Here is a 25424-nt window from a genome sequence, read left to right on the forward strand (position 1 = left end):
ACGCCGGGATTCATGGCCCCTTCACCGCCCCAGGCGCTCCACCTGACCGGCAAACAGAAAGCCGCCATCCTCATGCTGGCAGTTGGGCGTGACAAGGCGGCCAAGCTGCTGAAGCTGCTTCATGAGGACGAAATCCGCGACATCTCCGTCGCGATGGCCAGCCTCGGCATCGTCAGGGCCGAAGCGGTCGAGAGCGTCTGCCGGGAGTTCACCAAGAACTTCGAGTCGCCGGAGGGGTTGGTCGGCACATACGAAACCACCGAGGAATTTCTGCGCCGGGCCCTCCCATCCGACCAGGTCGAAAAGATCATGGACGAAATCCGTGGTCCGGCCGGCCGGACGATGTGGGACAAGCTGGGCAACGTGCAGGAAACCGTGCTGGCCAGCTACCTGCGCAGCGAGTACCCGCAGACCGCCGCCGTCATTCTCACCCGCCTTCAGCCCGCCCACGCCGCGCGCGTCCTCTCGTTACTGCCCGAGGATTACGCGACCGATGTCATGATGCGCATCCTGCATATGGAAACGGTCCAGCGCGACGTTCTGGACAGTGTCGAAGCAACCCTGCGTTCCGAATTCATCTCCACCCTCGGCCGGTCGGCCCGGCGGGACAGCTATGAACTGCTTGCCGAAGTCTTCAACAATTTCGACCGCAAGACCGAGGCACGCCTCATGGAGTCGATGGATAAACGCAATCACGACGACATGGAAAAAGTGAAGGCGCTGATGTTCACGTTCGAGGACATTAAGCGGCTGCCGCGTGAATCGCTCATGCGGATCGTCAACGAGATCGACCGTGAAAAGCTGCCGCTGGCCCTGAAGGGCGCGTCCGACACCATCCGCAAGCTGTTCCTGCAATGCATGTCCAAGCGCGCCGGCAGCATCCTGCTCGAGGAAGTCGCCTCGCTGGGGCCCGTGCGCGTCAAGGACGTCGAAGCGGCACAGACCGAAATCGTCCTGACGATCAAGAACCTGGCGAATGCCGGCGAAATCGACCTGACCGAGAGCGCCGGCAATGACGAAATCATTCCGTGACGCCCCCTCCCGCCAACTGGCCGGACACGCCTGACATGGCGGGAACAGATACCCGGCCAAAGAGCGCGCGCATGGTCAGCGAGACGCGAATCCCACACCTGCTGCTCGATCTGGAAGATTTCGGCGCGGCACCGGGACTGGATGCCGCAAGCGTCGGAACCACCGAAATCTCCGCCGCCGAGCCCGAACCGGATCCCAACCTTGTCACGATGCATCGCGACGAAATCGCCGCCCTGCACGACGCAGCCTTCCGTGAGGGACAGGAACAGGGCGCAAGGGAGAAGGAAGAGGCGCTCCGTCACGAATTCGTATCCCAACTGGCCTCTCTTGCCGCCTCATTCGAGGCCGAGAGCGTCCGGCGGCATCAGGTTGTCGCGGAAGCCAGCCGATCCTTCGTAGATGCCGTGGTGGAGATTGTCGGAGGCCTGACGGCCCTGGATCACGCGGTGCTGGGCGGCCTGGAGCGCGACCTGGTGGCGGATGCGGCGTGCTTCGCCATGGAATGCGAAGGCGACGTCACGATCCGCTGTCGGGAGACCGACGCCCGCCTCCTGCAATCGGTCGCCGGAGCAGAGCCGCGCATCCGGATGGAAACCGTACCCGATACCGAACCCGCCATCATCAGCATCGTCTCGGCGGCGAATAGCATTGTCATCGATCCGCAAGAGTGGCGAAAATCCGTTGCGGAAAAGATCGTCACCGCTGTCACGGCCCTGGCCGGACAGCGCGCGGATCAACGAACACCGAAGGCATAGACCAGGCGGAGAGAACCATGAATTCGGATACTGGACATATGGGACTGGAAGATTTCGCCACCAGCGCAGCGGCGGCAACGCCGGCCGCCGGCACGCCGGAACCGGCCGACAAGGACGCAACGACCATTGGCGCCAGCCAGATGGAAGCGGTCTACGACATTCCGGTCAGGATCACGGCCGTCATCGGCACGGCGACAATGCCCGTCAGCCAGTTGCTGCGGCTGGGGCGCGGCGCGGTCGTGGAGCTGAACAAGAAGCTGGGCGAAGCGGTGGATATCTATGCGAACAACCGGCTGATCGCGCGCGGTGAAGTCGTGGTTGTCGACGACAACCATATCGGCGTGACGATGACGGAAATTCTGTCCTCCACGCCAACCCCTCAGGGTTGAAAGAGGCGGAATGTCGGCAACAGGCCTCCTTACGCCCCAGACGGGATCACTGGCGCACGGGGCCGGCACGTTCGCCACCGCATGGCTTGCCTATCTTGCGTCGTTCGTGATCGTCATCGCGCTGATTCTCCTCAGCCGCCATGGCCTGAAATATCTTGAGCCCTACCTGCTGAAAGGACGCCGGACCCGTAGCCTGGCGATCGTCGAAAGCCTGGCGATCGACCAGCGGCGGCGGCTCAGCATCATACGATACAACAGCAGAACGGGGCTGATCCTGACCGGCGGCGGAAATGACCTGTTCCTGGGATGGATGGACGAGCAGGATACTTCACAATCGGCCGCCCCGCCCTCGCCCATCCTGCCGGCGGATATCCATGCCGGCCGATGACGCGCCTCCCGAAGCACGCGGGGGCCTGCCCGGTGGCCATGAGAGCGTTTTATGAAATCGCACCGAATTTCATGCAACACGGATTCGGACCATCCTCGCGATCGAGAGGAACAGGGGAGCGCGATGCGTTGACAGCCCCACTGCCCACGAACCGTCCTGCCGGCTTCGGGGCCCTCATCACAGGCATTCTCGCCTTCGCGATGCTGGCCGCCATGCCCGACCTGGCCCATGCACAGGCGCTGACCCTGGATCTCGGCAAGGGGCTCGGAGACACAGGCACGACAAGCCGCCTCATTCAGTTGACGGCGCTCATCACCCTGCTGTCCTTCGCTCCCAGCCTGCTGGTGATGGTCACCGCGTTCACACGCATCATCATTGTCCTCTCGCTTCTTCGCGGCGCCATCGGCGCGCAGGGAACACCGCCGAACACGGTGGTGATCGGTCTGGCGATGTTCCTGACCTTCTTCGTCATGCAGCCGGTCCTCGAACAGTCCTGGAACCATGGAATCGTCCCCATGATGGAAGGGCAGGTCAGCGAGATCGATGGCCTGAAGGCGGCGGCCGAGCCCTTCCGTACTTTCATGCTAGCCAACGCGCGACCGGCCGACATCGCGACTTTCCAGCATCTGGCCAACCTCCCGCCGCCGAAGACGGCCGCCGAAACGCCGTGGCGGGTCATCATGCCGGCCTTCATGATCGGTGAACTCAGCCGCGGCTTCGAAATGGGTTTCCTGCTTTATCTTCCGTTTCTCGTCATTGATATCGTCACGGCGAGCGTGCTGATGAGCCTGGGCATGATGATGCTGCCCCCGGCGACCATCTCACTGCCTTTCAAGCTCATCTTCTTCGTCATGGTCGATGGCTGGCAGATGGTGGCGGGCGGCCTCGTCCGGAGCTTCGGCGGATGAGCCACACCCTCCCGGCAACGGGAAAAGACATGCGCCTCACGTCGTGCCGGTTTTCCAACAGGTGGCAAAACCTGCCCGCCACGACGAACAGCCGGAAGCTCGAACCGGCATCGGCGCAACCCGATCCCCAATAAGATTTAACGACTTATTAATTGATTTACGTCATGCCCAATAGCGACATCTCAGGGGTATGAGAGGCCTTCTCCCGGCCATTCATCGGGAAATGACGCCCCGTTCCGGCGGCGGCAGGCGAAGCGAGAATGGCCAACAGGCAATGCAGGCGTTCGAAGTTGGCGAGCAATAGCAATACCGTTATGCAAGGACCACTTCCTGCCTTCCGGCCCGGCGTCGGCAGGCCGGCCACGCCTCCTGCGCGCCCGACAGACATTCAAATAAAACCACCCGTTTACAAGGCCTCCCACAGGGCCTTGGAGAACAGGCATCAGCCCATTATCCTCGGCGCAGGCCAAGAGGAAGCCGTGAAAAGCCATCGGGATCCGGCGTTCCATCCGAAGCGAGACCGTATGCGCGAGCAGCTCCACATGATGGCACCCCGCCCTATGCGTAAGGAAAGTTAGGTCAGCATGTTGAATTGGCTGTATCGGGACGCGCCGTTCCGGGGCAAGATCAGAACGGTGATGCTGGGTCTGGAAGCCTATCTTCTGCTTCAGATCGTTATCGAGGCCGTCGGATATTTCATCCATGAGCCGATCCAGCATATGTTCATCGTGAATATGTGCGCCCTCGCCTTCGGCGCGGTCGTCGTCCAGCTCATCTGGTTCATGCTGACCCGCGTGGTAACCGAGCCGCTCGAAACCCTCACCAACCTGGGCGAGCAGCTTAGCCGCGGAGACATTCGTGGCGATGTTCCGTTTCTTGAAAACAGGGATTGCACCGGTCGCATGGCCCGCGTGATGGTCGAATTCGCGCGCAGCCTGCAGGAACAGCAGCAGGCACAGACCCGCCAGGCCGCCATGGCCCAGGAAATCAAGCAGTCCCTCGAACATAGCCAGACCCGCGACAAGCAGACCCACGAAGTGATCGACGTCCTCGGCGCCGCCCTGGCGGACATGGCGCGTGGCGACCTGAGGAGCCGGATCAGTTCCGATATCTTCAACGGCGAGTTCGCGCCCCTGCGCGATGCGTTCAACAATTCGGCGTCGCACCTGAACGACGCACTGCGTGCCGTGGCCAGCAATTCCGAATTGATCGCGACCGGCGCCACGGAAATCTCGACCGCATCCGACGATTTGGCGAAACGGACGGAAAAGCAGGCCGCCAATCTCGGTCAGGCCGCTGCCTCGGTCCGCACCATTACCGATGGCGTCCAGCGCACGGCCAAAGCCAGTTCCGAGGCCAGTTCCGAAGCAAAGCAATCTCTGGACAAGGTGAAATCCGCTACGGCCGTCATGACCGAAACGACGCGGGCGATGGATGGCATCAAGAAATCGTCGGACGCGATCGGCGAGATCATTTCGGTTATCGACGGCATCGCTTTCCAGACCAACGTGCTGGCCCTGAATGCGGGCGTCGAGGCCGCCCGGGCCGGTGACGCCGGTCGCGGCTTTGCCGTGGTCGCACAGGAAGTCAGGTCCCTTGCTGAAAAATCGGCCAAATCAGCCAGCGAGATCAAACGCCTGATTTCCGTTTCGGCGGACCAGGTCGACAAGGGTGTCGATCTGGTCCAGCAGACCGGCCGTTACCTGAACGAATTTGCCGGCAGCACGCAGAATATTTCAACGCGGGTTGAAGAAATTTCCGTCTCCACCCGCGATCAGGCCCAACGCCTGTCCGAAGTCACTGCGGCGATCGGCGACATGGACCAGGTGACGCAGCAAAACGCCGCAATGGTCGAGGAAACGACGGCAGCCAGCCATAACCTGACAGCGGAAACCAGAACGCTGATCCAGACCATCAGCCGGTTCAAGGTCGGCAATGACCGTCGAGATGGCATGTTCGACGAAAGCGCCACTACGCTTCCATCAGGGCAAGCCCCTGTGCCCAAACCCACCCGCTCGGTCAATGTTCCCCCCTCGGCAACGGCGCTCCTGACCACATCATCCGATCAGGGATGGGAAGATTTCTGATGACTGCCGACGTCGAGACGACCCCTGCGCCCTCCATCGCCCCGGTGCCATTGCCAGAACGTCTGGACACTGCGACGGTCGAGGTGCTCAAGGGTCTTGTCGAGCAGGCCGAGGCGGCGGATTCCGCTCTGGATGCCTCGGGCGTTGCCTATATCGGCGGCCTGTGTCTTCAGGTTCTTCTGGCAAGCGGTCGCCCCCTGGTCGCGCCGTCAGAGAAAGTCAGGGAAGCGTTCGCCCTTTTCGGGGTCAGTGAATTCCTGTCAGAACCGTCCACTTCCTCTAGCGAGCTTTCAGCATGACGGAAAAAAAAAATTTGCGTGTCCTGACGATTGATGATTCCCGAACCATGCAGGGCATGCTGCGCAAGGCGTTGGAAGAAGCCGGGTACGATGTCATTCAGGGAGGGGACGGCGTCGAAGGCCTTGAAGTCCTGGAAAGCGCCGATCCCCCGCCCAACCTGATCATTACGGACATCAACATGCCGCGCATGGATGGCTTCGGTGTGATTGAGGCCGTTCGAAAGATGCCGGCCTTCAAACATCTGCCCATTATCGTTCTGACCACCGAAAGCGATCCGGAAAAGAAGGCCAGGGCCAGGGCAGCCGGCGCGACGGGATGGATCATCAAACCCTTCAGCTCCGACAGCCTGGTCGCGGCAATCCGTCGGGTAACAGCCTGAAGAAAGCGGGGACGGCATGAGTTCCGATATGGATGATATCCTCCAGATTTTCTTCCAGGAATGTGACGAGCAGCTACAGGAGCTCGAACGCGGGCTCTCCGCATTGTCGGATGGCGAATCCGAACATGAGACCGTCAATGCCGTCTTTCGTGCCGTCCATTCGATCAAGGGCGGAGCCGCGTCTTTCGGACTGGATAACCTGGTCCGGTTCGCCCATGTCTTCGAAAATTCCCTCGATGGCCTGCGCTCGGGGCGTTTCGCGCCAACGCATGATGTCGTCAAGGTCTTCCTCAAGGCCATGGATGTCCTGAGCGATCTGGTCAACGAGGCCCGTGGCGGAGCCACGGTCGACCCGGCGCGCGTTGCCGAGAGCCAAGCCGAGCTGGCCGACATCAACGGCACCGGCAGCAACCAGGGCGCCTCGCCGGCAGCTACGACCGAAGACGTCATTCCAGCGGATTTTTCCCCTGTCCCCATGGATTTCGAGCCCGTTCCGGCGGATTTCGAACCAGTTCCCTTCGATTTCGACTTTGGCGAAGCGGAAGCCGCCCCGGCCGCCGCATCACTGATCGTGACCTTTCGGCCTCATGACGCACTGTACGAGCGCGGAGATGACGCAAGGAACATCCTGATCGGCCTGGCCGATCTCGCTCGTGAATGCGACGGAGAGGTCCTGGTCACCTGCGATCGTTCGGCGTTACCTCCTCTCGCCGATCTGCTGCCTGACAAATCATACCTCTCCTGGCATATCGTCCTGCCGGCCGCGGTTTCCGAGGATAGCGCCAATTCGGTCTTCGACTGGGTCAGCGAAGATTGCGATTTTTCGATCGTCCGTGAAGGAACCGAGGCCGAGGCATCCCCAGAGCCGGCGGTAGAACAGCCGGAAACGGCCGAGGCGGCGGCCGTCATCCCGCCCGTGGAAGACCAGGTAGCGCCGCCCCCCGCGCCCCCGCCTGCAGTGCCGCATCCGGTCCACACGCTCGCCTCCCCACCAGCTCCGGCAGCGCCGGATCTACATGCCGGCGTTCCCGCGTCGCCACCGGCCACCGCCGTCCGCAAGCCCGAGCAGGCATCGATCCGCGTCGACCTGCACCGCATCGACGACCTGATGGATCTGGTCGGCGAACTGGTGATTGCGCAGGCGGCGATCGAATCCCTCTCCCGCCGAACCGATGCGGCGGGACAGCACGAACTGGTCCAGAGCATCAGCAGCATGCAGTCGCTGACGCGCGATATCCAGGACGCGGTCATGGCGGTCAGGGCCCAGCCCGTCCGCGCCGTCTTCCAGCGCATGCAGCGCGTGGTGCGCGAAGCGTCCTCCATGACCCACAAGGAGATCGTGCTGACGCTCGAGGGCGAGGATACGGAAGTCGACCGGACACTGGTCGAAAAGCTGACCGATCCATTGACCCACATGCTGCGGAACGCGGTGGATCACGGCATCGAAAGCACGGAAGCCCGCATCGCCGCTGGCAAGCCGGCAGAAGGCCACATCGTGCTGTCCGCCGAACATCGTTCCGGCCGGATCCTGATCACCATCAAGGACGACGGTGCCGGCATCAACCGTCAGCGCGTCTTCGAGACGGCCGTCAAGCGGGGCATTATCCAGCCAGATGCGGTCCTGTCGGACGACGAGGTCAACAACCTGATCTTCATGCCGGGTTTCTCGACGGCGGCGCAGGTTTCCAACCTCTCCGGCCGCGGCGTGGGCATGGACGTCGTCAAGCAGGCCATTCAAAGCCTGGGCGGCAGGATCACGATCAGCAGCATACCCGGCAAGGGAACCACATTCGGTTTCAGCCTGCCTCTGACATTGGCCATTCTGGATGGCATGCTGATCGCCGCTGGCGGATCGACCATGGTCATTCCGATTTCGTCGGTCATCGAAACCATGATCGTCAACCAGAACGATGTCTACGCCCTTCCCGACGGCAGCAATGTGATTTCCATCCGTGGCGACTGCATGCCGCTGATTCCCCTGGCCACGGTCCTGAAACTGTCCGATGCCCCGCCTCCAGATAGCCTCGATGCCTCGGTCATCCTCGTCGTCGAGAACGAATCCGGCGCCCGAGCCGCCCTCATCGTCGACGAAATCCGGGACCAGACCCAGGTCGTCATCAAGAGCATCGAGAGCAATTACCGGCAGATATTCGGCGTGTCGGCGGCAACCATTCTCGGTGACGGCAGCGTTTCCCTGATCCTCGACGTCTCGGCGCTGGTGGCCTCCGCCATTGGACATATCGACAGCAAGCCATCAAACATCCGCGCGGAACTGGCTGCCTAGCAAGGCCATACGGGCGATCGACATTAAGCAGGAACCGATCATGACGGAACAGACAGAGCTCAAAGAGGCCACGGACGCCAAGATCGTCAAGATGATCGTGTTTGCCATCGGCGTGCAGGAATATTGCATTCCGATCCTCAGCGTTCGCGAGATCCGCGGTTTCGAGAAGACGACAACCTTGCCGTTTGCCCCTCCCTATGTCTGCGGGGCCATCAACCTGCGCGGGATCATCCTGACGGTGATCAATCTCGCCGTTTATCTGAATGTTCCGCCGCAGACCGACAACCCGCGCCGCGTCGTGGTCATCGTCGAATCGAAGAATGGCGTCGTCTGCGGGCTCCTGGTGGATCGCGTTATCGACATGGCCGATATCAATCTGAACGATGTCCAGGCCGTGTCCGAAGAAGGCAGTTGTCTGGGCGGCCTGGTCCTGGTCGACAACCGGATGATCGGCCTCCTCCGGCTGGAGACCGTCGTCGGACAACTGGTCACGGACACGGTTTCCGAATGAAAGACCTGCTCCCGGTCAGCGAGTCCGACTATACCGACGCCGATTTCCAGAGAGTCCGGCAAATCGCGCGTGAACAGGCCGGTATCCATCTTCCCGCCACCAAGAAAGCTCTCGTGTATTCGCGGGTTTCCCGCAGGGTGCGGGAACTGAACCAGAGTTCGTTCCAGGCCTATCTGAATTTCGTAACGACGCCCGCCGGTCAGAACGAAATGCAGAACCTGATCTATGCCCTGACCACCAACGTCACGAGTTTCTTCCGGGAAAAGAACCACTTCGATCATCTCGAATCCGTCGTGATCCCGCAGATGGCCGCTCGCGTTCGGGCCGGAAAACGCGGGCGGCTATGGTCGGCCGCCTGTTCCACGGGCCAGGAACCCTGGAGCATCGCCATGTCCGTCATGACGGCGTTTCCCGACGCGACCTCGCACGATTTTCGCATCCTTGCGACCGATATCAACGCCAATGTCGTCGCCCAGGCCACCGAAGGTACCTACAACGCCGAGGAAATCGAAGGCATTCCGCCGGCCAGGAAATCGCAGTTCATGGAGCCTGTCGGCAACGGCGATTATCGGTTTGAAGGCCCGATCCGCCACCTGCCCGCGTTCCGTGTCCTCAATCTCAATGCGTCCTGGCCGATCCAGGGGTCTTTTTCAGCCATTTTCTGCCGGAACGTCGTCATCTATTTCGATGACACCACCCGCGAACATCTGTGGCAGCGCCTGGCGAACAAGCTCGAACCTGATGGCTTTCTGTATGTCGGCCATTCCGAGCGCGTATCGTGTGCAAGCCAATGCGGTCTGATACAGGTCGCTCCCACCATTTACCGAAAGGGCCAGTAAAGCGTGGAGAAGCCGATAAAGGTTCTCGTGGTTGACGATTCACGAACAGCAAGGGCATTGATTCGGCGCTCTTTCGAGCAGCATCCCGACATCGTCATCTGCGGCGAAGCCGCAAACCCGATCGAAGCCCGGGATCTGATCATCAAGGATCAGCCGGACGTCATCACGCTCGATGTCGAGATGCCGAGCATGAACGGCCTGCAGTTTCTCGACAAGATCATGAGGCTGCGCCCGATTCCCGTCGTCATGGTGTCCGGCCTTACGGCCCGGGGCGCGGATATCGCGATCACGGCGCTCCAAATGGGCGCGTTCGACTGCTTTCCGAAACCCTCTTCCGTGACGCCGGGCGGCGATGCGTTTGCCGGCCTGGCCCGTCTCGTCCGGCAGGCCGCCCATTCCCCAGTCGCAAAATTTCAGCGCAACGAGCCAGGCTCCGTACAGCAACACCAGAAATCATGGGCCCATGATTTCAAGCTGGTTGCGATCGGCGCATCGACGGGCGGCGTGGAAGCACTGGAACAGGTGTTGTCGGGTTTTCCGCGCCAGAGCCCACCCATCGTCATCTGCCAGCACATGCCAGCCCTGTTCACGGCGAGTTTCGCCAACAGGCTGAACCAGAAGATCGAAGCCCTTTCCATCAGCGAAGCCAGGAATGGCGAGACCCTGCTGCCCGGCACCGTCCGGATCGCCCCGGGCGGCGATCGGCATACGGCCGTGGAACGACGGGACGGCCACTATGTCACACGCCTGCTGAAAGCCGCTCCGGTCAATGGGCATTGCCCGTCCGTCGACGTCCTGTTCGACTCCGTCGCCGAGTCCGCGGGCAATCATGCCCTGGGCATCATCCTGACCGGAATGGGGCAGGATGGCGCCGAAGGCATGCTTGCAATGCACCGGGCCGGAGCCTGGACAATTGCGCAAGACAAGGCGTCTTCCGTCGTCTATGGAATGCCGCGGGTTGCCGCCGAACTCGGCGCAGCCTCCCAGATCGTCCCCCTTGGTCAGATCAGTGCTGCCGCCATGAACGCCCAGATACGCTGATACAAGCCGAACGACGCGCGATCGTGCATTGCAGCCATGCGCCTACGATGCACGACGACTGATACCGGCGCCCCAGCCAGACCTGAAAGGGAAAGAGGAGGAAAAAATGCCCGCGGCTTCACAGATCAGGGTCCTCATCGTTGATGACCAGTCTTCCATTCGCCAGATTCTGGCCAACAGTCTGTTGCAACTCGGTTTCGCCCATATCGCCCAGAGAAAGGACGGCAAGGAAGCCGTCGAGTATCTTGCCCAGAACCCGACGCATCTCGTCATTTCCGACTTCAACATGCCCGTCATGGATGGGCTGGCACTGCTTCGTGCCGTCCGCGGCAATCCCAAGACCCAGAAGGTCGCCTTCATCATCCTGACCGGCGAAGCCAGCCGAGACCTCGTTCAGGAGGCCGTCAAGGCGGGAGTGAACAATTTTCTCGCCAAGCCCTACACGGTCGCGAAACTGCGGGAAGTGCTCGAGAAGGTATTCGGACCCATAACGTGACCCACGCATTGACACCCACGATAGTTGTACAAGGCGAAGTCGTCGTTTCGGACAATCCGTCCGACCTTCTCATGACCCTTCTGGGGTCCTGCATTTCGGTCTGCATGTTCGATCCGGTGACGCAGGTCGGCGGCATGAATCATTTTCTCTTGCCCGGTGGGGGCGAGAGCCATGACGGCACGGCCATGCGTTTCGGTGTCAATGCCATGGAAAAGCTCATCAACGGCATCCTCAAGGCGGGCGGCAAACGCGACCGCCTGCGCTGCAAGGCCTTCGGAGGGGCCGCGATCGTCCCGTCCCTGGGCCGTATCGGGCATGAAAACAGCCTCTTCGTCCTCCAATATCTGGCCGATGAAGGCATCCCCTGCATCGCCCAGAGCCTCGGCGGCACCCAGGCCAGGCGGGTGCGATTCTGGCCGGCATCGGGCAAAGCCCAGCAGAACCTGATCCAGGATGGTCAGGCCATCGTTCGTCAGGAAGAGGCCTATAACCGGCAAGAGGCCGAAGCCGAACGCAGATGGGTGCGCGAGGCCAGTTCCAGCATTGAACTGTTCTGATCACCTGAGCGTGGAAAGAGAGACAGCCATGACCATGCATTCCACCATCTCACAAGGGGCATCCCCCGTGGAAATCACGGTGCATGACACTGTCTTCAAGGTCCTGCGCCTTCTGGACATGGCGGGCGAAGAACTGACGAGCGCCCAGCAGGCAGTCGCGGAATGCATGCGCGACACGTCCATGACCAGTTCGGAAATGTGCCGCCTGCAAAAACTGGACCTGGCGACGCAGACAGTCGCCTCCGCAGCGACGGTACTCAAAAACCTGATGTCCCTCGCCCCGGCCGGTATCACGGACACCGTCAACGTTGCCCGCCTGTATGAGGGGATCACACTCGGCGATGTCGTGCAGGTTCTGAAGGGCGAAGACGCGCCAAATCACACCACGGCAGCCGGTGAAATAGACCTTTTCTAGGAGACTGCCTGAAAAAACTGCCGATGACAGCCTGCCTTGCTCCCTTCCGCACGACGCGCAGAAAGCAGCTTGGCCAGTTCCCGGATCGCCCCCATTCCTTATGGGAAGTTCCGCGAGTCTGGCTCGAAATACGAGCGTCGGCGATCCGACGCACATTGCCCCGACAGGCGCTTGTTCCAACCCGAAACGCACAGCACAAATCGGCGTGGGGATCTGTTTCCCGATAGAAGCCGACGGGTCGCCTCCAGCACTCAGGCCAGAGCAGCGGAACCCGACCCCCGTTCATTCACTTCCGGAACCATCTCCAGACCCGCGAGAACATTTTCCGCGATCTCGATCAGGGGCGTAAGAGGCATCTTCGGATCCAGGATGGCTTGGATGCCATATTTCTGTGCCTGATCGGCCAGCCTGACAAAAAGCCTCCGATCTTCCTCCACCGCCAGACCATTATCGAGAATATTGGCCTTCATAATCATCGACCACAGACGCTGATGCCTGTCCAGTGCCCGGCTACGAACCTGCGAATCGGCAATCTGGCTGGCGGCTTCCAATTCATCGATAAGCATTCTGAAACAGACCGCTTCGGCCTCCCTCCCCGTCAGGGAAGTTTCCGTCACGGTCTGGTAAGCCCGAAGTGCTGGATGAATCATCGTCGTACCGTCTGCAATTTGTCATACTGGACAGCGATCATTCTAGCCTACTCCGCAGTCCAAGACCATCCCGCCCATCTCCCCGAACAGAGCATTTCCCCTATCCCGGCCAGGCGCATCTCGCAGGAAAAATTCTCTTCGAGCGACGCTGGTAACCTTCTCTTAGCCATTTCCCGGTTGTCTGGCCTGGACCTGGTCTACCCCAGGATAGTCCGCTTGGAGAAAATGCCGTGAGCCTGTCCATTAACAACAACGCCTCTTCGAAAATCGCCATCGAGACGCTGAATGCCGTCCAGGGCGACCTGAGCAGCACGCAGAACGTCGTTTCGACCGGCCTGAAGGTTTCCACCGCCGCCGACAACGCCGCCGCCTTCGGCATCGCTCAGCAGATGCAGGGCAACGTGTCCGGCCAGAGCGCCGTGAATGACGGCCTGTCCTTTGCCGCCCAGACCGTCAGCTCGACGGCCAGCGCCGCCAACCAGATCATCAGCGTGCTGCAGTCCGTGCAGCAGGCCGTGACCTCGCTGGGCGACAACCTGGGCAGCCCCGCCTCACTGGATCAGATCGGCACGCAGATCACCCAGTACCTCGCACAGATCGACACCATTGCCCGCAACGCGACGTTTAACGGTGTGAACCTGCTGGCCGCCAGCCCTGGCGGGTCCACATCCGACGGCAAGGGGATGACCACCAATACACTCAATTACGTGACGGGCCTGCAGGGCGATGTCTCGACTGTTACAGGCTTTGCCGCCTCAACGATCGCCAATTGGGTTGGAACGGGCGGCGCTGCCGGCGCAGCAACAGGCATTGCCACTGGCCTGACCCTTTCGGCCATCCTGGGCCTGTCCGTTTCCAGCGACGCTACGGCGGGCGTCAATCCGACGGCCAACGTCTTCGAAACACAGGGTCAAGGCATCACGAACGCGAGCTACACCGGAGCAACCGGTGTAGCCAACATGATCACCCAGGTCCAGGCGGCGATCAAGGCGATGACCTTCGTCACGTCGGAGCTCGGTGCCAACACCAACATGATCAAGAACATGAGCACCTATGGCTCGACGATCTCCGACAACCTGACCAACGGCATCGGCGCGCTGACCGACGCCGACATGGCCGCCGCCAGCGCGAAGCTGACCTCGCTGCAGACCAAGCAGCAGCTGGCCATCAAGTCGCTGACGATCGCCAACTCGCAGTCGCAGAACATCCTCTCGATGTTCCAGTAATCCATTCCTGCGCTCACAGCGTAAAATGGACAGTGCCCCCGGCGATTGCCGGGGGCACTTTTTTTGCCCTTTGTCGAAGCCGATTGGAAAACAGCCGCTACCGAAGGGCAATGATCAGCAGAGGCGGCATATGCATCATTCGCCCCTGCGGTATGTCCGCCCGCAAGGTCAGATCCTCATTCCACAGGTCCGTTCAGGATCCTGACGGCCAGAACAATCGGATTGCCCGAAGAATCCGTTCCCGCCTGAAAGCTCTGCCACTTTCCCGGCGAAAACACCCATGTCCCGGCAAAGCTCGCCACGAATCCATGCGGCCTGCATGTGCCACCACCGGCACCATCCTGCTGTTGGCCATCGTCCTGCGAGCCACATTGCCCCATATCCGCCGCAGCAAGCGGAACATAGACCGTTGCATCCATCTGCGCGGTGCGGCCGCGTATCTGCATCGTTCCGTCGACGCCCGTCTTCTGCCCCACCGAACCACCCGCCGCGCCATTATCTGGCGCGCCGCGCGTCACGACATCGGTGAATTTGGTGGCGTCCGTCGCGCAGATCTCGATCGAAGCCTCACCGAGCGGCAGGTTCGGATCCGCGGTATCATTCTGTCGCGTGATCGCCTGGATTTCAGCGATATGCACCGGCCCCGCCGGACAATGAAGACCGTCATCTCCGATATGCGCGGTCGTGTTCGTACCGCCATTGCTGCTGCCTCTGGCCATGGCTGCCCCGCAACCACCCAAACCCAGCAAGGCAGCCAGCGCCGTCGCGCAAGCCAATCGTCCCCTGCCGGTTCCGGCGCGGACAACGTTCACCGAACGTCGCATATCGACTCTATATGACCTATCAACGCCGCACTCCACGTACACACGACCGGGCGATCTTCTGTCACCCTGCCACGACGGCTCAGACGCCCCATGATGGCTGAAGCGCGCGAAAACACCCTCTATCATGATCCCTATCAGCCGCACAGCGTCCGACAGAGACGAATTTATCCGCCGACCGGCGACTGCCCCGATGGCCAGCCCGAACGATTCTGTCCGGTCAAAAGCGTTTCCAGTCAGTCATGTTGTTTTAATTAAAGGTAAAAAACAGCGCTCTTGCCGTTATGGCAAGACTAGGTTAGGCAATGAATCGTAGTAGCCTGTTGGGGACTTCCGGCCAGGCAGCAAGGGGCACAGCACGCACACGATGATCAGCGACATCACCACCCGCAGCCTCGATGCGCTCAACGCCTATGGGCAGACACAGAAGGCCCTGCAGCCTTCGACCGACGACACCCAGAGCGACGCCTCTTCCGATAGCGTATCCAGCTTCGGCAATGTCCTGGACGGCGCGCTCAAGAACGCGGTCCAGACCGGCAAGAGCGCCGAGACGCTGACGGCACAGGGCCTGTCCGGAAAAGGCAACCTGACCGACATCGCAACCTCCGTGGAAGAAGCCAAGCTGACCCTTCAGACCGTCACCACCGTCCGGGACCGGATCGTTCAGGCCTATCAGGACGTCATGAAGATGTCGATCTAAGTCGTATTCATGCAGCATACGGTCGATATCCACGAAATACTGCGCCAGACCCTGCTTGTGGCGGTCAAGATGGGGGCTCCGTCCCTTTTATCGTCCCTGTGCGCCGGCATTCTGGTTTCGTTGTTCCAGGCCGTAACCCAGGTGAACGAGGCAACCTTATCCTTTGTGCCGAAATTCATCGCCGCGACAGCCGCCCTCATGCTGACGGGCTCGTTCATGTATTCCACGCTTCATACCTATGCCCACACCATTTTCGACCAGATGATCATGGTGGGCGGTTCGTGAAGGCAGGCCGCACGTCGGCGGCGACCATTCTGGAATGACCGGGGATCTGTTCTTTCCCGGCGGTTCCATCCCCGTGCTGGCCGCCATGTTTCTGATGACCCTGTGCCGGGTCAGCGCCATGGTCATGACGGCTCCCGGCCTTGGCGAAACCACGTCTCCGATGGTGGTCCGGGCAGGAATCGCATTGGTCGTAACCTTTACCATTCTGCCGGTCGTGCAGGACCACCTGGTGGCCGTATCCGGGTCCGCGATGCATCATCCGTTCATGGTACTGGCCATCATCGCGGGCGAACTTTTATGCGGCGCATTCATCGGGCTCCTGGCCCGGCTCATTTCCATGGCGCTGATTATCGCGATGCAGTTCATCGCCGTTCTCGCCGGCCTGGCCAGTATCCTGCAGCCGGACCCGGAACTCGGGGCATCCAGCACGGCCATCAGCCATATGGCCTCGACGCTGACTCCGGTCATTTTCCTGTCCACCGGGCTGTACATCTTCCCCCTGGCCGCGGTAACAGGCTCATACCACCTGTTTCCGCCCGGCCACATGCCGATGCTCGGCGACATGACGAAGAGCATCGTCGCCGCAACGGCGCAGACATTCGTCCTGGCCCTGCAATTAGCCGCCCCCTTCGTCCTCATCGGAACCTTGTGGCCGGCCATGCTGGGCGTACTGAACCGCCTGATGCCGTCCATCCAGGTCTATGGCATTGCCATGCCAGCCCAATTGTTGGGCGGCATCCTTCTGCTGGCCATGCTGATCCAGGTCATGACGGGCGGCTGGCAGGAAAGAATGAGCGATCTACTTGCCGCATTACCCGGTATAAGTGCAACGTCATCGTCACATTGATATGCCGGACCTGGACGCCATCCACCCGGTGCCGTGCGCCGGAGCCTCGGACATAACCGACAGCACGGTGCTCCCTTTTTTTGGCCGGATGTGCCCGTCCGGCATGTCGGCACCATAAGGGGATAGGCTCACGTGGCTGAAGAAGGATCAAGCAGCGACGACAAGTCGCAGGCCCCGACCGGAAAGCGGCTGCAGAAAGCGCGCGAGGAAGGCAACGTCGCGCACTCCCGCGAAACGCAGATGCTCCTGATCCTGGGCGCGTTCCTGGCCGTCTTCACCATGACGACCGCCGTCTCGGGCAACACGTTTCTCCGCCACATGCGCGGCCTGATGGAACATTTCGACACTGTCTCGCCGGACGGCGGCGCACTCTACCTCGCCCTCCGGCAGGCGGTGCGCGAAGGTATCCTTCTGGCAGCGCCCCTGGCACTCGTTTGCGCAGTGGTTGTCGTCGTGTCCGGCATGCTTCAGACGGGCCTGCTGTTCCGTCCTCAGGCCCTCGTCCCCGATATCGGGCGCCTGTCCCCTCTATCGGGGATCAAGCGCGTATTCAGCATGAATAATGTCGTTGAAATGCTGAAAAGCCTGATCAAGTTCGTTGTATTCGGCGCGGTGCTCTACGGAGTGGCAAAAGGCACCCTGCGCGTAGCGCCCGAGGCCGAGCGCTGGACTCTCCGTCATCTGACGTCGGAACTCATCTCATGGTTCGTGTATGCCACGTTGATCATCCTGATGATCCAGGCCGCGATCGCCCTCCTCGACGAAGTATGGACACGCTATCACCGGCTGCAGAAACTGCGCATGAGCCATCAGGATATCAAGGAGGAAGTACGCCAGGAAGACGGCGACCCCAAGGTCAAGGCCAAGCAGAAACAGATCCGCATGCGGCGCGCCCGGCAGATGATGATCCAGGCCGTCAGGAAAGCCACGGTCATCGTCACCAACCCGACCCATTATGCCGTGGCACTTTCCTATGACAACGGCACGGACGCGGCACCGAAAATCGTCGCCAAGGGCGCGGACGAGGTGGCCGCCCGAATCCGCGAGGCGGCCGAGGACTCAAAAGTCCCGATCGTCTCCAATCCGCCCGTGGCCCGCGCGCTCTACGCCCTGCCGGTGGATTCCGAAATACCACCGGAATATTTCCAGCCCGTCGCCGCGATCATCGCCTACGTCATGAAACTCAAGACGCCCGGTTCACGCGCGCCAAGGCAATAAAAGACCGTTAAGGCCGGCGGCAGGAAACAATTCCGTAACACTTTTCCCGTATCGCTGCCCATAAAAACGATACAGGAAATCCTTGTATTTCACGCTGTGCATGCTACTCAGGTGCCAGAAAGGCACAGCTGCTGCGCAGGGAATGTTTCAGCCACCATTCCGTGTCCGTAAGATCGCTGATCCGAGATGACGTCATGCCAGAAATGGTCTGAGCCATGATCGGGTCAAGGTTTTCCTGCCTGACGGTGGGCGGAACAGATAACTGCGCGCACAAGGCAGGGACGGCACATGTCAGTTTTCAACGCCCTTACCACGGCAGTCAGCGGGATCAACGCCCAGTCGACCGCCTTCACGAATCTGAGTAACAACATCGCCAACAGCCAGACGGTCGGCTACAAGGCGACCACGACGGCATTCCAGGATTTCGTGGCGGGTTCGCTCGTCGGTAACGCCGCGTCGTCCGACATTTCAGATTCCGTCTCTGCCGTAACGATCCAGCACGTGGACTCACAGGGCACGGCGTCCAGCAGCACGGACAGCCTGGCGACGTCGATTTCCGGCAGCGGCCTGTTCGTGGTGTCCAAGGAAACCGGCGCGTCCACCGCCACTGCGACACAGTTCCAGAACACGCAGTATTATACCCGCAACGGCGAATTTTACGAAAACAAGGCCGGCTATCTGGTTAACACCAGTGGTTATTACTTGGATGGCTATCAGGTTGATGAGAGCGGAACGCTCGGCACCACCGTGCAGCCGCTCAACGTCGCGAACGTCGCCTTCCGCCCCACGCAGTCAACTACAATCACGACAACCGGAACCCTGGCTGAAGGCACGACACCAGATCCCGCCACAACGACTGTCTATGACGGTCTATACAACCAGACCGCACCCTCCGATAACTCGGGTACGATCAACGTTCAATGGAGCGCCCCGACAGCAGCCGCCAGCGGCGACGGCTATACTGCTACCGTTACCATATCTGGGTCCAATGTCACTGGAACCACTGCCGGAAAAACTTTTTCTACGACCCCCGCCAGCAGCACCTATACCGTCAATTTTAATAGCGATGGCACTCTAGCGTCCGTAACCGACGGCACGCAAAACGTCACCTCCACCCTGACAGGTGCAGCAGCCAGCGTTGTGGTGCCAGTGACATATCCGGATGGCACCACGCAAAGCGTCAGTGTCAACCTGGGTACCATCGGCGGCACGACTGGCATGACGGTTGGCACAACGGCGAGTGATCCGAAACTAGCCAGCGACAGCGTGACGAGCGGCACGTTCCAAAGCATATCGATGCAGAGCGACGGTTCGGTCATGGCGACGTTCGACAACGGCGATACCCAGCTTGTGGGCAAGATCGCGCTGGCGAATTTCGCCAATGTCGACGGCTTGAACGCCGTCGATGGTCAGGCCTACACCGCCACGGCATCATCCGGCAGCGCCAGGATCGGCAATGTCGGGGAGAACGCCACAGGCACGCTGTCGGTCGGGTATGTGGAATCCTCCACGACCGATCTCACCAGCGATCTGTCGGCTCTGATCGTCGCGCAGGAAGCCTATTCCGCCAATACCAAGATCGTCACGACCGCAGACCAGTTGCTGCAGACCACAATCGCCATGAAGCAGTAACAGATGCAATGGCTGGCCTGTGGCTGACACAGGCTAGCCAGCATGCCGACACGGCATGTCAGGCACGACAACCATTAGCTTCCCGCCCTTTACAGCAGATGAATGATTTCAGGCAGGCCATGTCTGTCTGTTGATGCGTGGCGTCCCTTTCATCTCGCTCCCAGGCCAGACACATCGTCCGACGCCGATGGAAACACACCGATCGACCGCATGTTTCATCCATGCCACATAATCGCACGAAAACGGATCGGCGGCCGTCTCTGGCAGTTCACACTCTCATAGAAATATCACGCCAAACCGATCAGCCCGGCCCGTTGTAATGGTGGCCATCCTCTCCTATCGTCACAAACGCTCTCGCCGTCCCATTGAGCATGCTCCCGCCAGTAGCTACACTGTTAGCAAATCGTTTATCCACCCTCTGGGAGCCACCTGCATATGAGCGAGACTATAACCGGCGGCGGCGCACCGGAGTCCTCTGCCGGGGACGAGAGGCGGCAATCCATCGCTGCGGAAGTGAAACCCCGTCGTTCCAGGAAGATATTTCTCTTCATCGGTCTGGCGGCTATCGTTCTCGCTATCGGCGCTGGCGGCACCGTATTCGTCAAGAAAGGCCCTCTGCTTCATTCGGTCCAGAGCGGGGTGGCAAACCGTGCGAGCCAGATGTTGCATCCGCCGATCATTCTGGGCATCCCGTCGATCGTGTCCAATCTCGACAACGGCGACGGCCGACCGGTCTATGTGAAATTGACGGCCAAGGTCGAAATCTCGGGCGCACGGGACGAAGCCTCGCTCCAGAACATGATCCCCCAAGTACAGGACATATTTCAGACATACCTCCACGAGACACGCCCGCAGGATATCCGGGGCGATGGCATATACCGGCTGCGCGAGGCGATGATCCGTCGTCTCAGGGCGGAACTGACGCCCTTGCAGGTCACGAATCTGTATCTGGTTGAATTCCTGATTCAGTAATCGGAATGCTTTACTTGATGTTCAAACAGAGTACAGATCAAACCGTGGCGAAGACAATATGCAGGATGTAAACGACACGCCGGACGCCGCCAAGCCCGATGAGGCCAGCGTCGGCGCGCCGCACGAAACGTCAAGCCACGGGTCGAACGCGGGCCACACCACGCGAGAAGATGCGTCCACAGGCTTCGAAAACAGCATGATCAGCAGCCACGTGCTGGATCAGTCTGAAATCGACAGCCTTCTGGGCAATACATTTGCCGGACTTCCCGACCGGGAAGAGACCGGGATGGAACGTGTCATCAAGGCCGGCTTCGTGGCGTACGAGCGCCTCCCGATGCTGGAAATCGTGCTGGACCGGCTCGTCAGGCTCCTGTCATCCACATTGCGTAATTTCACGAACGACAACGTCGAAATCACCATGGAGAACACGCGCTCCATGTGTTTCGGCGACTATATGAACACTGTGCCGTCATCGTCCCTGTTCGCGGTTTTCAAGGCCGTCCAGTGGGAGAATTACGGGCTTGTCGTCGTCGACTCCGCATTGTCCTATTCCATTATCGATATTCTGATGGGCGGCCCCCGCGGCGTGGGTCACGCCGGGACCGAAGGCCGACCGCATACCGCGATCGAACGGTCCCTGATCGAAAAACTGATCACGTTGACCCTCAACGACCTTTCGGCGGCGTTCAATCCTGTCTGCACCATCGATCTCACCTTCGAGCGGCTCGAGGTCAGTTCCCGTTTCGCTGCCATCGCCCGCGCATCCAACGCCGTGGTGATGACAAAGCTGCATATCGACATGGAGGACAAGAGCGGCAATCTGGATCTCATCATTCCCTATGCGACCCTGGAACCGGTGCGTGACCGCCTGTCGCAGCAATTCATGGGCGAACGGTTCGGCCGCGATTCAATCTGGGAAAACCACCTGATTTCTGAGATTCTCGAAACCGACGTTGAAGTATCTGCCGTATTCGAGGAAAAGCTCGTCTCCCTTTCCGAGGTCCTCAACCTGCGCCCCGGCACCCAGATCGCGTTTCCCTACAGGAAGGACACCGAGATCCATGTCACGCTGCAATGCGGACAGACCTCCCTTTTCGTGGGAAGGCTTGGCCAGTTGCACGGCAAGGCAGCGGTGAAAATCGAACGGCGGCTGGTGCCGCCCGACAGTCCCCATCCCCACACGACCCCGCCGCCCGCATCAGGCGAATAAGAAAACAGGACCATCCCGATTCCTTCTCTCATTATCCGCCCGTCGCTTCACAACCGGGCCAGACTGGAGACATCTGGCAGATGCTGACTCAGATCCAGTTGATCATCGAGATCGTTTTATCGTTCTTCCTGCTTCTGGGGATTATCTACAGCTTTTATCTCAGTCGGGTTCTCTCCAATCTGAAGCACGACCGCGAAAGCCTGATGGGCCTGGTCGAAAAGCTCGAAGCCAGCGTGAAAAGCGCGGAAGAGGGCGTGGAGAAATTGCGCGTGGCCGGGGAGGTCAGCGGCCGCCCACTCAGCCGCATGATCGAGTTGGCCAAGGTAACAGGCACCGAACTCGACACCATGGTCGAGAAGGCTGACGCAACGGCGGGCCGTCTGGAGAAGGCGACGATCAAGGCCTCCCCGCATGAGAAGAAACTTGAACACCTGCTCGAAAAAGCGTCCGAAATCGAGCTGAAGCAGAATGAGGAAGCACAAAGCCAGCCTGCATCCGAGGGTACGGACCAAAGGATTGCCATGGTAGCTCCGGCAGACCCGCAGGAAAACGGTCGCGAATCCAGGCCGCCCCAGCAATCCAAGAGGCAGGACGAGACAGCGTCCCCTCGAAACACGACGCCGACAATCGCCAAGCCTTCGGCTGATAATGTGGCGCTCAGGGCAACTCGCGAGGAAAGTCCAGCCCCCAGCCCAAGTCTCCCACCGACGCAGCGTAGTGCAACATCGGCTCCGGAAAGAGAAAATGACGGGCCGAAGAATACCAAAAGCCGGGCTTCAACCTCTTACCGTCAAAAAAATCACCAGATGAAAAGGCTGGAGAACACCTTTCTCGGCCGGCCCTCCCGGTAGAGAGTCCCTGCCCTACCAGTATCCACCGATGACATGCCGGGGCTGGCTGGGCCCGGGATCGGCATTGGGCGACCACGCGCTCCAGTCCCACGACGCGGTATCGCGCCTGTTTTCGGCCGCCATCGCAGGGATCGCCGAGGGAGCGGGAGCTGATTTCTTGCCTGCGGAAACCGACGAGACATAATAGCTGTAGGCTGTCGCCGACCCCATATACACACAGCCACAGCCGATCGGATCGGCATAGAGATACACCGGCCCGACCGTGGATGGCCGATACGTGACCTCGCCGGGCGGAAGCGTATTCATCATGGCGTAGCGTGCTGTCGTGTCCGCCTTATGCGCGACAAAACCGGCTTCCGCCAGACGGCGCCCCATATCCAGATACGGCTTGGCCGGAGACAGGCAGCCCGCAAGCCCGGCGGACGCCAGGGCCACTGCACCCATCCGCATTGCATACCGCCGGATATCAGGCAGCGGAGCCGCGAAATGACGTCTCAGGTTCATGAATTCTCTTTTCCGGATATCGGGAAACCGAACATTCAAACCCCTTTCGTCCAGGCATACCAGGCAGCAGAGGATTCTTCAGTCTGTACGGCATGCCGTCCGGACACATTCGGGCGGCAGAGGGAAAAGAACAAACAGCCGGTATCAGACATCGCTGCGCAATGTCAGTGCCGCCTGGGCGTCCGGGTTCGACATATATTGACCCGAAGCCCCGTAACCGATGCCCGCATCCTGCGTCGCATCCACCACGATCAGCCGGATCAGGACATTCTGCGCGTCGATCGCATTTTTCAGCAATGTCCGGTTGGCACGCACCAATGCACCGAAGCGGCCAGCCGCTTCTTCGATTTCCGACGTCCTCAGACTATGTCGCTGGTCGGGTGGCAACGAATCGGCTGGATCCATCGCCAGGATGTTCTCCAGAGCGTCCATTTCTCTTTGCTTCGCCGGAAGCATGTCCACGACCTCTCGCAGCCTGCCCGCTTTCAGCAGATCGTTCTCGGTCTCAAGCACGGCGCAGACCGTCTGGAAGCTTGCCAGAACGGACGCCGCCATTCCGGCTGGCGCGCGGCTCATGACTGGCTCTGCTCCTGTTGCGCCTGTTCCTGCATGGCCAGGATCTGGCGATAGACACTGTCGGCAATGCCGATACCACCGTTATTGGCAATCTGCTTGCCAATTTCCAGAACCTGAAGCGAGCGGAACTGCTTCTCGGCCGCACCGCCCCCGAACATGCCCTTGGACGTATCCACCGTATCGAACATGGGCTGCAACAATTCGCCGATGGTCACGCTTTCAAACGAGACGGCCGCCTTGCGGGCCTGTTCCGTGCGGGCCGTATCCTGGTCCGACTGCCCGGTCGCAACCTGCTGCTGGCCCATCGCGGACAGCGAAGACGCGACACTGCCTACACCACTCATGCCTCGCTACCTTACTTCAAGATCGGCCTGGAGCGCACCATCGGCCTTGATGGCCTGAAGGATACCGATCATATCCCGCGGCCCCATGCCCAGGGCGTTCATGCCCGAGACCAGACTGGCAAGAGTCGGTCCTTCGCGCAATATCCCCAGCCGGTTGGAACTACCCGTATTCGCCGAGATCTGCGTCCGCGGCAGAATAGCGGTCGTTCCATTGGAGAACGGGCCAGGCTGGGATGCTACAGGCATCTCCGTAACCTGGATCGTTAGATTTCCCTGGGCGATGGCGACGGTGCTGATGCGCACATTGTCGCCCATGACGATCGTTCCGCTGGCTTCATCGACGATCACCTTGGCCATCGTATCTGGTTCGACGCTCAGGTCGCCGATGCGATACAGGGTTGTCGCCACATTGCGCCCGGACAGGTCGATGGCAATGGTACGCGGGTCGTCAACCCGTGCCATGCCCCGCCCGATAGAGCGGTTGATCGCATCGACAATTCTGTTCGCGGTCGTAAAATTGGCATTCCGCAGGGAAAGATGGATAATCCCGCCCGCTCCCAGATTGACCGGCACCTCGCGTTCCACCACCGCGCCATTGGCGATATGGCCGCTGGTCGGAATATTCTGCGTCATGCCGCCGCCGGCTCCGCTAGCCGCGAATGCATTCGTCACCAGCGACCCCTGGGCGACGGCGTAAACCTCGCCATCCGCAGCCTGAAGCGGCGTGACCAGCAAGGTCCCGCCGGCGAGGTCGCGCGCATCACCGACGGCGGAAACCGTCACATCGATCCGTCCACCCCCGTGCGAAAAAGGCGGCAGGGTCGCGGTCACCATGACGGCGGCCACGTCATGCGTCTGAAGCTGCACTTCGCGGTCACGAATATTCACGCCGAGGCGGTTCAGCATGCTGATCAGCGTTTCGCGCGTGAAAATGGTATTGGTCAGGCGATCGCCCGTGCCGCGAAGTCCCACGACCAGACCATACCCGACAAGCTGGTTGTCACGCACGCCTTCATAATCGACGATATCCTTCACCCGGACCATCGCGGCCTTGGCCTGCGGAAACGGAATCAGCCCGATCAGGAGAAACGCGGCCGAAACCAAAGCCACGATCCGCCGGAAACGGAGCCCTTGCCTGTTCTTCCGACTGAAAAACGCGGCACCCGTTCCATCGCCGCGACCGAAATGGTTGCGATAGAGGCTGGCC

The 25424-nt window shown here is 60.5% G+C and carries 30 protein-coding genes; 24 read left to right on the forward strand and 6 right to left on the reverse strand.

The window, feature by feature from the left end:
- Positions 1-12 precede the first annotated feature (12 nt).
- The 15 genes from fliG (at position 13) to ACMAUO_RS16040 (ending at position 12381) form a co-directional block, all read left to right on the forward strand.
- Complete coding sequence (gene fliG, locus ACMAUO_RS15970) at positions 13-1032, forward strand: flagellar motor switch protein FliG (protein ID WP_420358298.1); 1020 nt, start codon at positions 13-15, stop codon at positions 1030-1032.
- Positions 1033-1067: 35 nt separating this feature from the next.
- Positions 1068-1787, forward strand: coding sequence for a FliH/SctL family protein (locus tag ACMAUO_RS15975; protein ID WP_420357918.1), 720 nt, complete (start codon positions 1068-1070; stop codon positions 1785-1787).
- 17 nt (positions 1788-1804) lie between these two features.
- Positions 1805-2176, forward strand: a complete 372-nt coding sequence (fliN, locus tag ACMAUO_RS15980; protein WP_420357919.1) for a flagellar motor switch protein FliN — start codon at positions 1805-1807, stop codon at positions 2174-2176.
- 10 nt (positions 2177-2186) lie between these two features.
- Positions 2187-2564: a hypothetical protein gene (locus ACMAUO_RS15985; RefSeq protein ID WP_420357920.1), complete on the forward strand. Its 378-nt coding sequence runs from the start codon at positions 2187-2189 to the stop codon at positions 2562-2564.
- A 200-nt stretch (positions 2565-2764) separates the two neighbouring features.
- The gene (gene fliP / locus ACMAUO_RS15990) at positions 2765-3472 is read left to right on the forward strand and encodes a flagellar type III secretion system pore protein FliP (protein ID WP_420358299.1); all 708 of its coding nucleotides are present in this window, start codon (positions 2765-2767) and stop codon (positions 3470-3472) included.
- Between the two features lie 584 nt (positions 3473-4056).
- Positions 4057-5559, forward strand: a complete 1503-nt coding sequence (locus tag ACMAUO_RS15995) for a methyl-accepting chemotaxis protein (RefSeq protein ID WP_420357921.1) — start codon at positions 4057-4059, stop codon at positions 5557-5559.
- On the forward strand, positions 5559-5858 hold the full coding sequence (locus ACMAUO_RS16000) for an STAS domain-containing protein (RefSeq protein ID WP_420357922.1): 300 nt from the start codon (positions 5559-5561) through the stop codon (positions 5856-5858). Before ACMAUO_RS15995 ends, ACMAUO_RS16000 begins: the two co-directional genes overlap by 1 nt.
- Positions 5855-6238: a response regulator gene (locus tag ACMAUO_RS16005; RefSeq protein ID WP_420357923.1), complete on the forward strand. Its 384-nt coding sequence runs from the start codon at positions 5855-5857 to the stop codon at positions 6236-6238. The genes ACMAUO_RS16000 and ACMAUO_RS16005 overlap by 4 nt, the downstream gene beginning before the upstream one ends.
- Before the next feature lie 28 nt (positions 6239-6266).
- On the forward strand, positions 6267-8522 hold the full coding sequence (locus tag ACMAUO_RS16010; RefSeq protein WP_420357924.1) for a chemotaxis protein CheA: 2256 nt from the start codon (positions 6267-6269) through the stop codon (positions 8520-8522).
- On the forward strand, positions 8470-9033 hold the full coding sequence (locus ACMAUO_RS16015; protein WP_420357925.1) for a chemotaxis protein CheW: 564 nt from the start codon (positions 8470-8472) through the stop codon (positions 9031-9033). Before ACMAUO_RS16010 ends, ACMAUO_RS16015 begins: the two co-directional genes overlap by 53 nt.
- A complete protein-coding gene (locus ACMAUO_RS16020; RefSeq protein WP_420357926.1) occupies positions 9030-9872 on the forward strand; it encodes a CheR family methyltransferase in 843 nt (280 codons plus the stop codon). Before ACMAUO_RS16015 ends, ACMAUO_RS16020 begins: the two co-directional genes overlap by 4 nt.
- Before the next feature lie 3 nt (positions 9873-9875).
- Positions 9876-10913 carry a protein-glutamate methylesterase/protein-glutamine glutaminase gene (locus tag ACMAUO_RS16025; protein WP_420357927.1) on the forward strand — a complete coding sequence of 346 codons (1038 nt, stop codon included), beginning with the start codon at positions 9876-9878 and terminating at the stop codon, positions 10911-10913.
- Positions 10914-11019: 106 nt separating this feature from the next.
- On the forward strand, positions 11020-11409 hold the full coding sequence (locus tag ACMAUO_RS16030; protein ID WP_420357928.1) for a response regulator: 390 nt from the start codon (positions 11020-11022) through the stop codon (positions 11407-11409).
- Positions 11406-11966, forward strand: coding sequence for a chemotaxis protein CheD (locus ACMAUO_RS16035; protein ID WP_420357929.1), 561 nt, complete (start codon positions 11406-11408; stop codon positions 11964-11966). Before ACMAUO_RS16030 ends, ACMAUO_RS16035 begins: the two co-directional genes overlap by 4 nt.
- A gap of 34 nt (positions 11967-12000) precedes the next feature.
- A complete protein-coding gene (locus ACMAUO_RS16040; RefSeq protein ID WP_420357930.1) occupies positions 12001-12381 on the forward strand; it encodes a DUF8776 family protein in 381 nt (126 codons plus the stop codon).
- Positions 12382-12632: 251 nt separating this feature from the next.
- Here the strand turns inward: ACMAUO_RS16040 and ACMAUO_RS16045 are convergent, their stop codons facing one another.
- The gene (locus ACMAUO_RS16045) at positions 12633-13031 is read right to left on the reverse strand and encodes a flagellar biosynthesis regulator FlaF (protein WP_420357931.1); all 399 of its coding nucleotides are present in this window, start codon (positions 13029-13031) and stop codon (positions 12633-12635) included.
- A 230-nt stretch (positions 13032-13261) separates the two neighbouring features.
- On the opposite strand from ACMAUO_RS16045, the gene ACMAUO_RS16050 reads away from it, so the two are divergent.
- Positions 13262-14257 carry a flagellin N-terminal helical domain-containing protein gene (locus ACMAUO_RS16050; RefSeq protein WP_420357932.1) on the forward strand — a complete coding sequence of 332 codons (996 nt, stop codon included), beginning with the start codon at positions 13262-13264 and terminating at the stop codon, positions 14255-14257.
- Between the two features lie 176 nt (positions 14258-14433).
- Here ACMAUO_RS16050 and ACMAUO_RS16055 read toward each other — a convergent pair whose 3' ends face one another.
- Positions 14434-15207: a hypothetical protein gene (locus tag ACMAUO_RS16055; protein ID WP_420357933.1), complete on the reverse strand. Its 774-nt coding sequence runs from the start codon at positions 15205-15207 to the stop codon at positions 14434-14436.
- Positions 15208-15445: 238 nt separating this feature from the next.
- Between ACMAUO_RS16055 and fliE the strand changes: the two genes are divergently transcribed.
- The 8 genes from fliE (at position 15446) to ACMAUO_RS16095 (ending at position 22793) form a co-directional block, all read left to right on the forward strand.
- Positions 15446-15778, forward strand: coding sequence for a flagellar hook-basal body complex protein FliE (fliE, locus tag ACMAUO_RS16060; RefSeq protein ID WP_420357934.1), 333 nt, complete (start codon positions 15446-15448; stop codon positions 15776-15778).
- 9 nt (positions 15779-15787) lie between these two features.
- On the forward strand, positions 15788-16063 hold the full coding sequence (locus ACMAUO_RS16065; RefSeq protein ID WP_114726411.1) for a flagellar biosynthetic protein FliQ: 276 nt from the start codon (positions 15788-15790) through the stop codon (positions 16061-16063).
- A 73-nt stretch (positions 16064-16136) separates the two neighbouring features.
- Positions 16137-16910: a flagellar biosynthetic protein FliR gene (locus ACMAUO_RS16070; RefSeq protein WP_420357935.1), complete on the forward strand. Its 774-nt coding sequence runs from the start codon at positions 16137-16139 to the stop codon at positions 16908-16910.
- Between the two features lie 132 nt (positions 16911-17042).
- Positions 17043-18128 (forward strand): EscU/YscU/HrcU family type III secretion system export apparatus switch protein, encoded by a 1086-nt coding sequence (locus ACMAUO_RS16075; protein WP_420357936.1) that lies wholly within the window; start codon positions 17043-17045, stop codon positions 18126-18128.
- Between the two features lie 288 nt (positions 18129-18416).
- On the forward strand, positions 18417-19760 hold the full coding sequence (locus ACMAUO_RS16080; RefSeq protein ID WP_420357937.1) for a flagellar hook protein FlgE: 1344 nt from the start codon (positions 18417-18419) through the stop codon (positions 19758-19760).
- A 435-nt stretch (positions 19761-20195) separates the two neighbouring features.
- Positions 20196-20732, forward strand: a complete 537-nt coding sequence (locus tag ACMAUO_RS16085) for a flagellar basal body-associated FliL family protein (protein WP_420357938.1) — start codon at positions 20196-20198, stop codon at positions 20730-20732.
- A 58-nt stretch (positions 20733-20790) separates the two neighbouring features.
- Complete coding sequence (gene fliM, locus ACMAUO_RS16090; RefSeq protein ID WP_420357939.1) at positions 20791-21942, forward strand: flagellar motor switch protein FliM; 1152 nt, start codon at positions 20791-20793, stop codon at positions 21940-21942.
- Between the two features lie 80 nt (positions 21943-22022).
- The gene (locus ACMAUO_RS16095; RefSeq protein ID WP_420357940.1) at positions 22023-22793 is read left to right on the forward strand and encodes a DUF6468 domain-containing protein; all 771 of its coding nucleotides are present in this window, start codon (positions 22023-22025) and stop codon (positions 22791-22793) included.
- Positions 22794-22805: 12 nt separating this feature from the next.
- Here the strand turns inward: ACMAUO_RS16095 and ACMAUO_RS16100 are convergent, their stop codons facing one another.
- From ACMAUO_RS16100 to ACMAUO_RS16115, 4 genes are all read right to left on the reverse strand, one after another.
- Positions 22806-23297 carry a hypothetical protein gene (locus tag ACMAUO_RS16100; RefSeq protein ID WP_420357941.1) on the reverse strand — a complete coding sequence of 164 codons (492 nt, stop codon included), beginning with the start codon at positions 23295-23297 and terminating at the stop codon, positions 22806-22808.
- Between the two features lie 144 nt (positions 23298-23441).
- On the reverse strand, positions 23442-23810 hold the full coding sequence (locus ACMAUO_RS16105; RefSeq protein WP_420357942.1) for a hypothetical protein: 369 nt from the start codon (positions 23808-23810) through the stop codon (positions 23442-23444).
- 59 nt (positions 23811-23869) lie between these two features.
- On the reverse strand, positions 23870-24217 hold the full coding sequence (locus ACMAUO_RS16110; protein WP_420357943.1) for a rod-binding protein: 348 nt from the start codon (positions 24215-24217) through the stop codon (positions 23870-23872).
- Positions 24218-24223: 6 nt separating this feature from the next.
- A complete protein-coding gene (locus ACMAUO_RS16115) occupies positions 24224-25261 on the reverse strand; it encodes a flagellar basal body P-ring protein FlgI (RefSeq protein WP_420358300.1) in 1038 nt (345 codons plus the stop codon).
- Positions 25262-25424 lie beyond the last annotated feature (163 nt).

The sequence above is a fragment of the Gluconacetobacter brunescens genome, from assembly GCF_048695475.1.
GTDB lineage: Bacteria > Pseudomonadota > Alphaproteobacteria > Acetobacterales > Acetobacteraceae > Gluconacetobacter.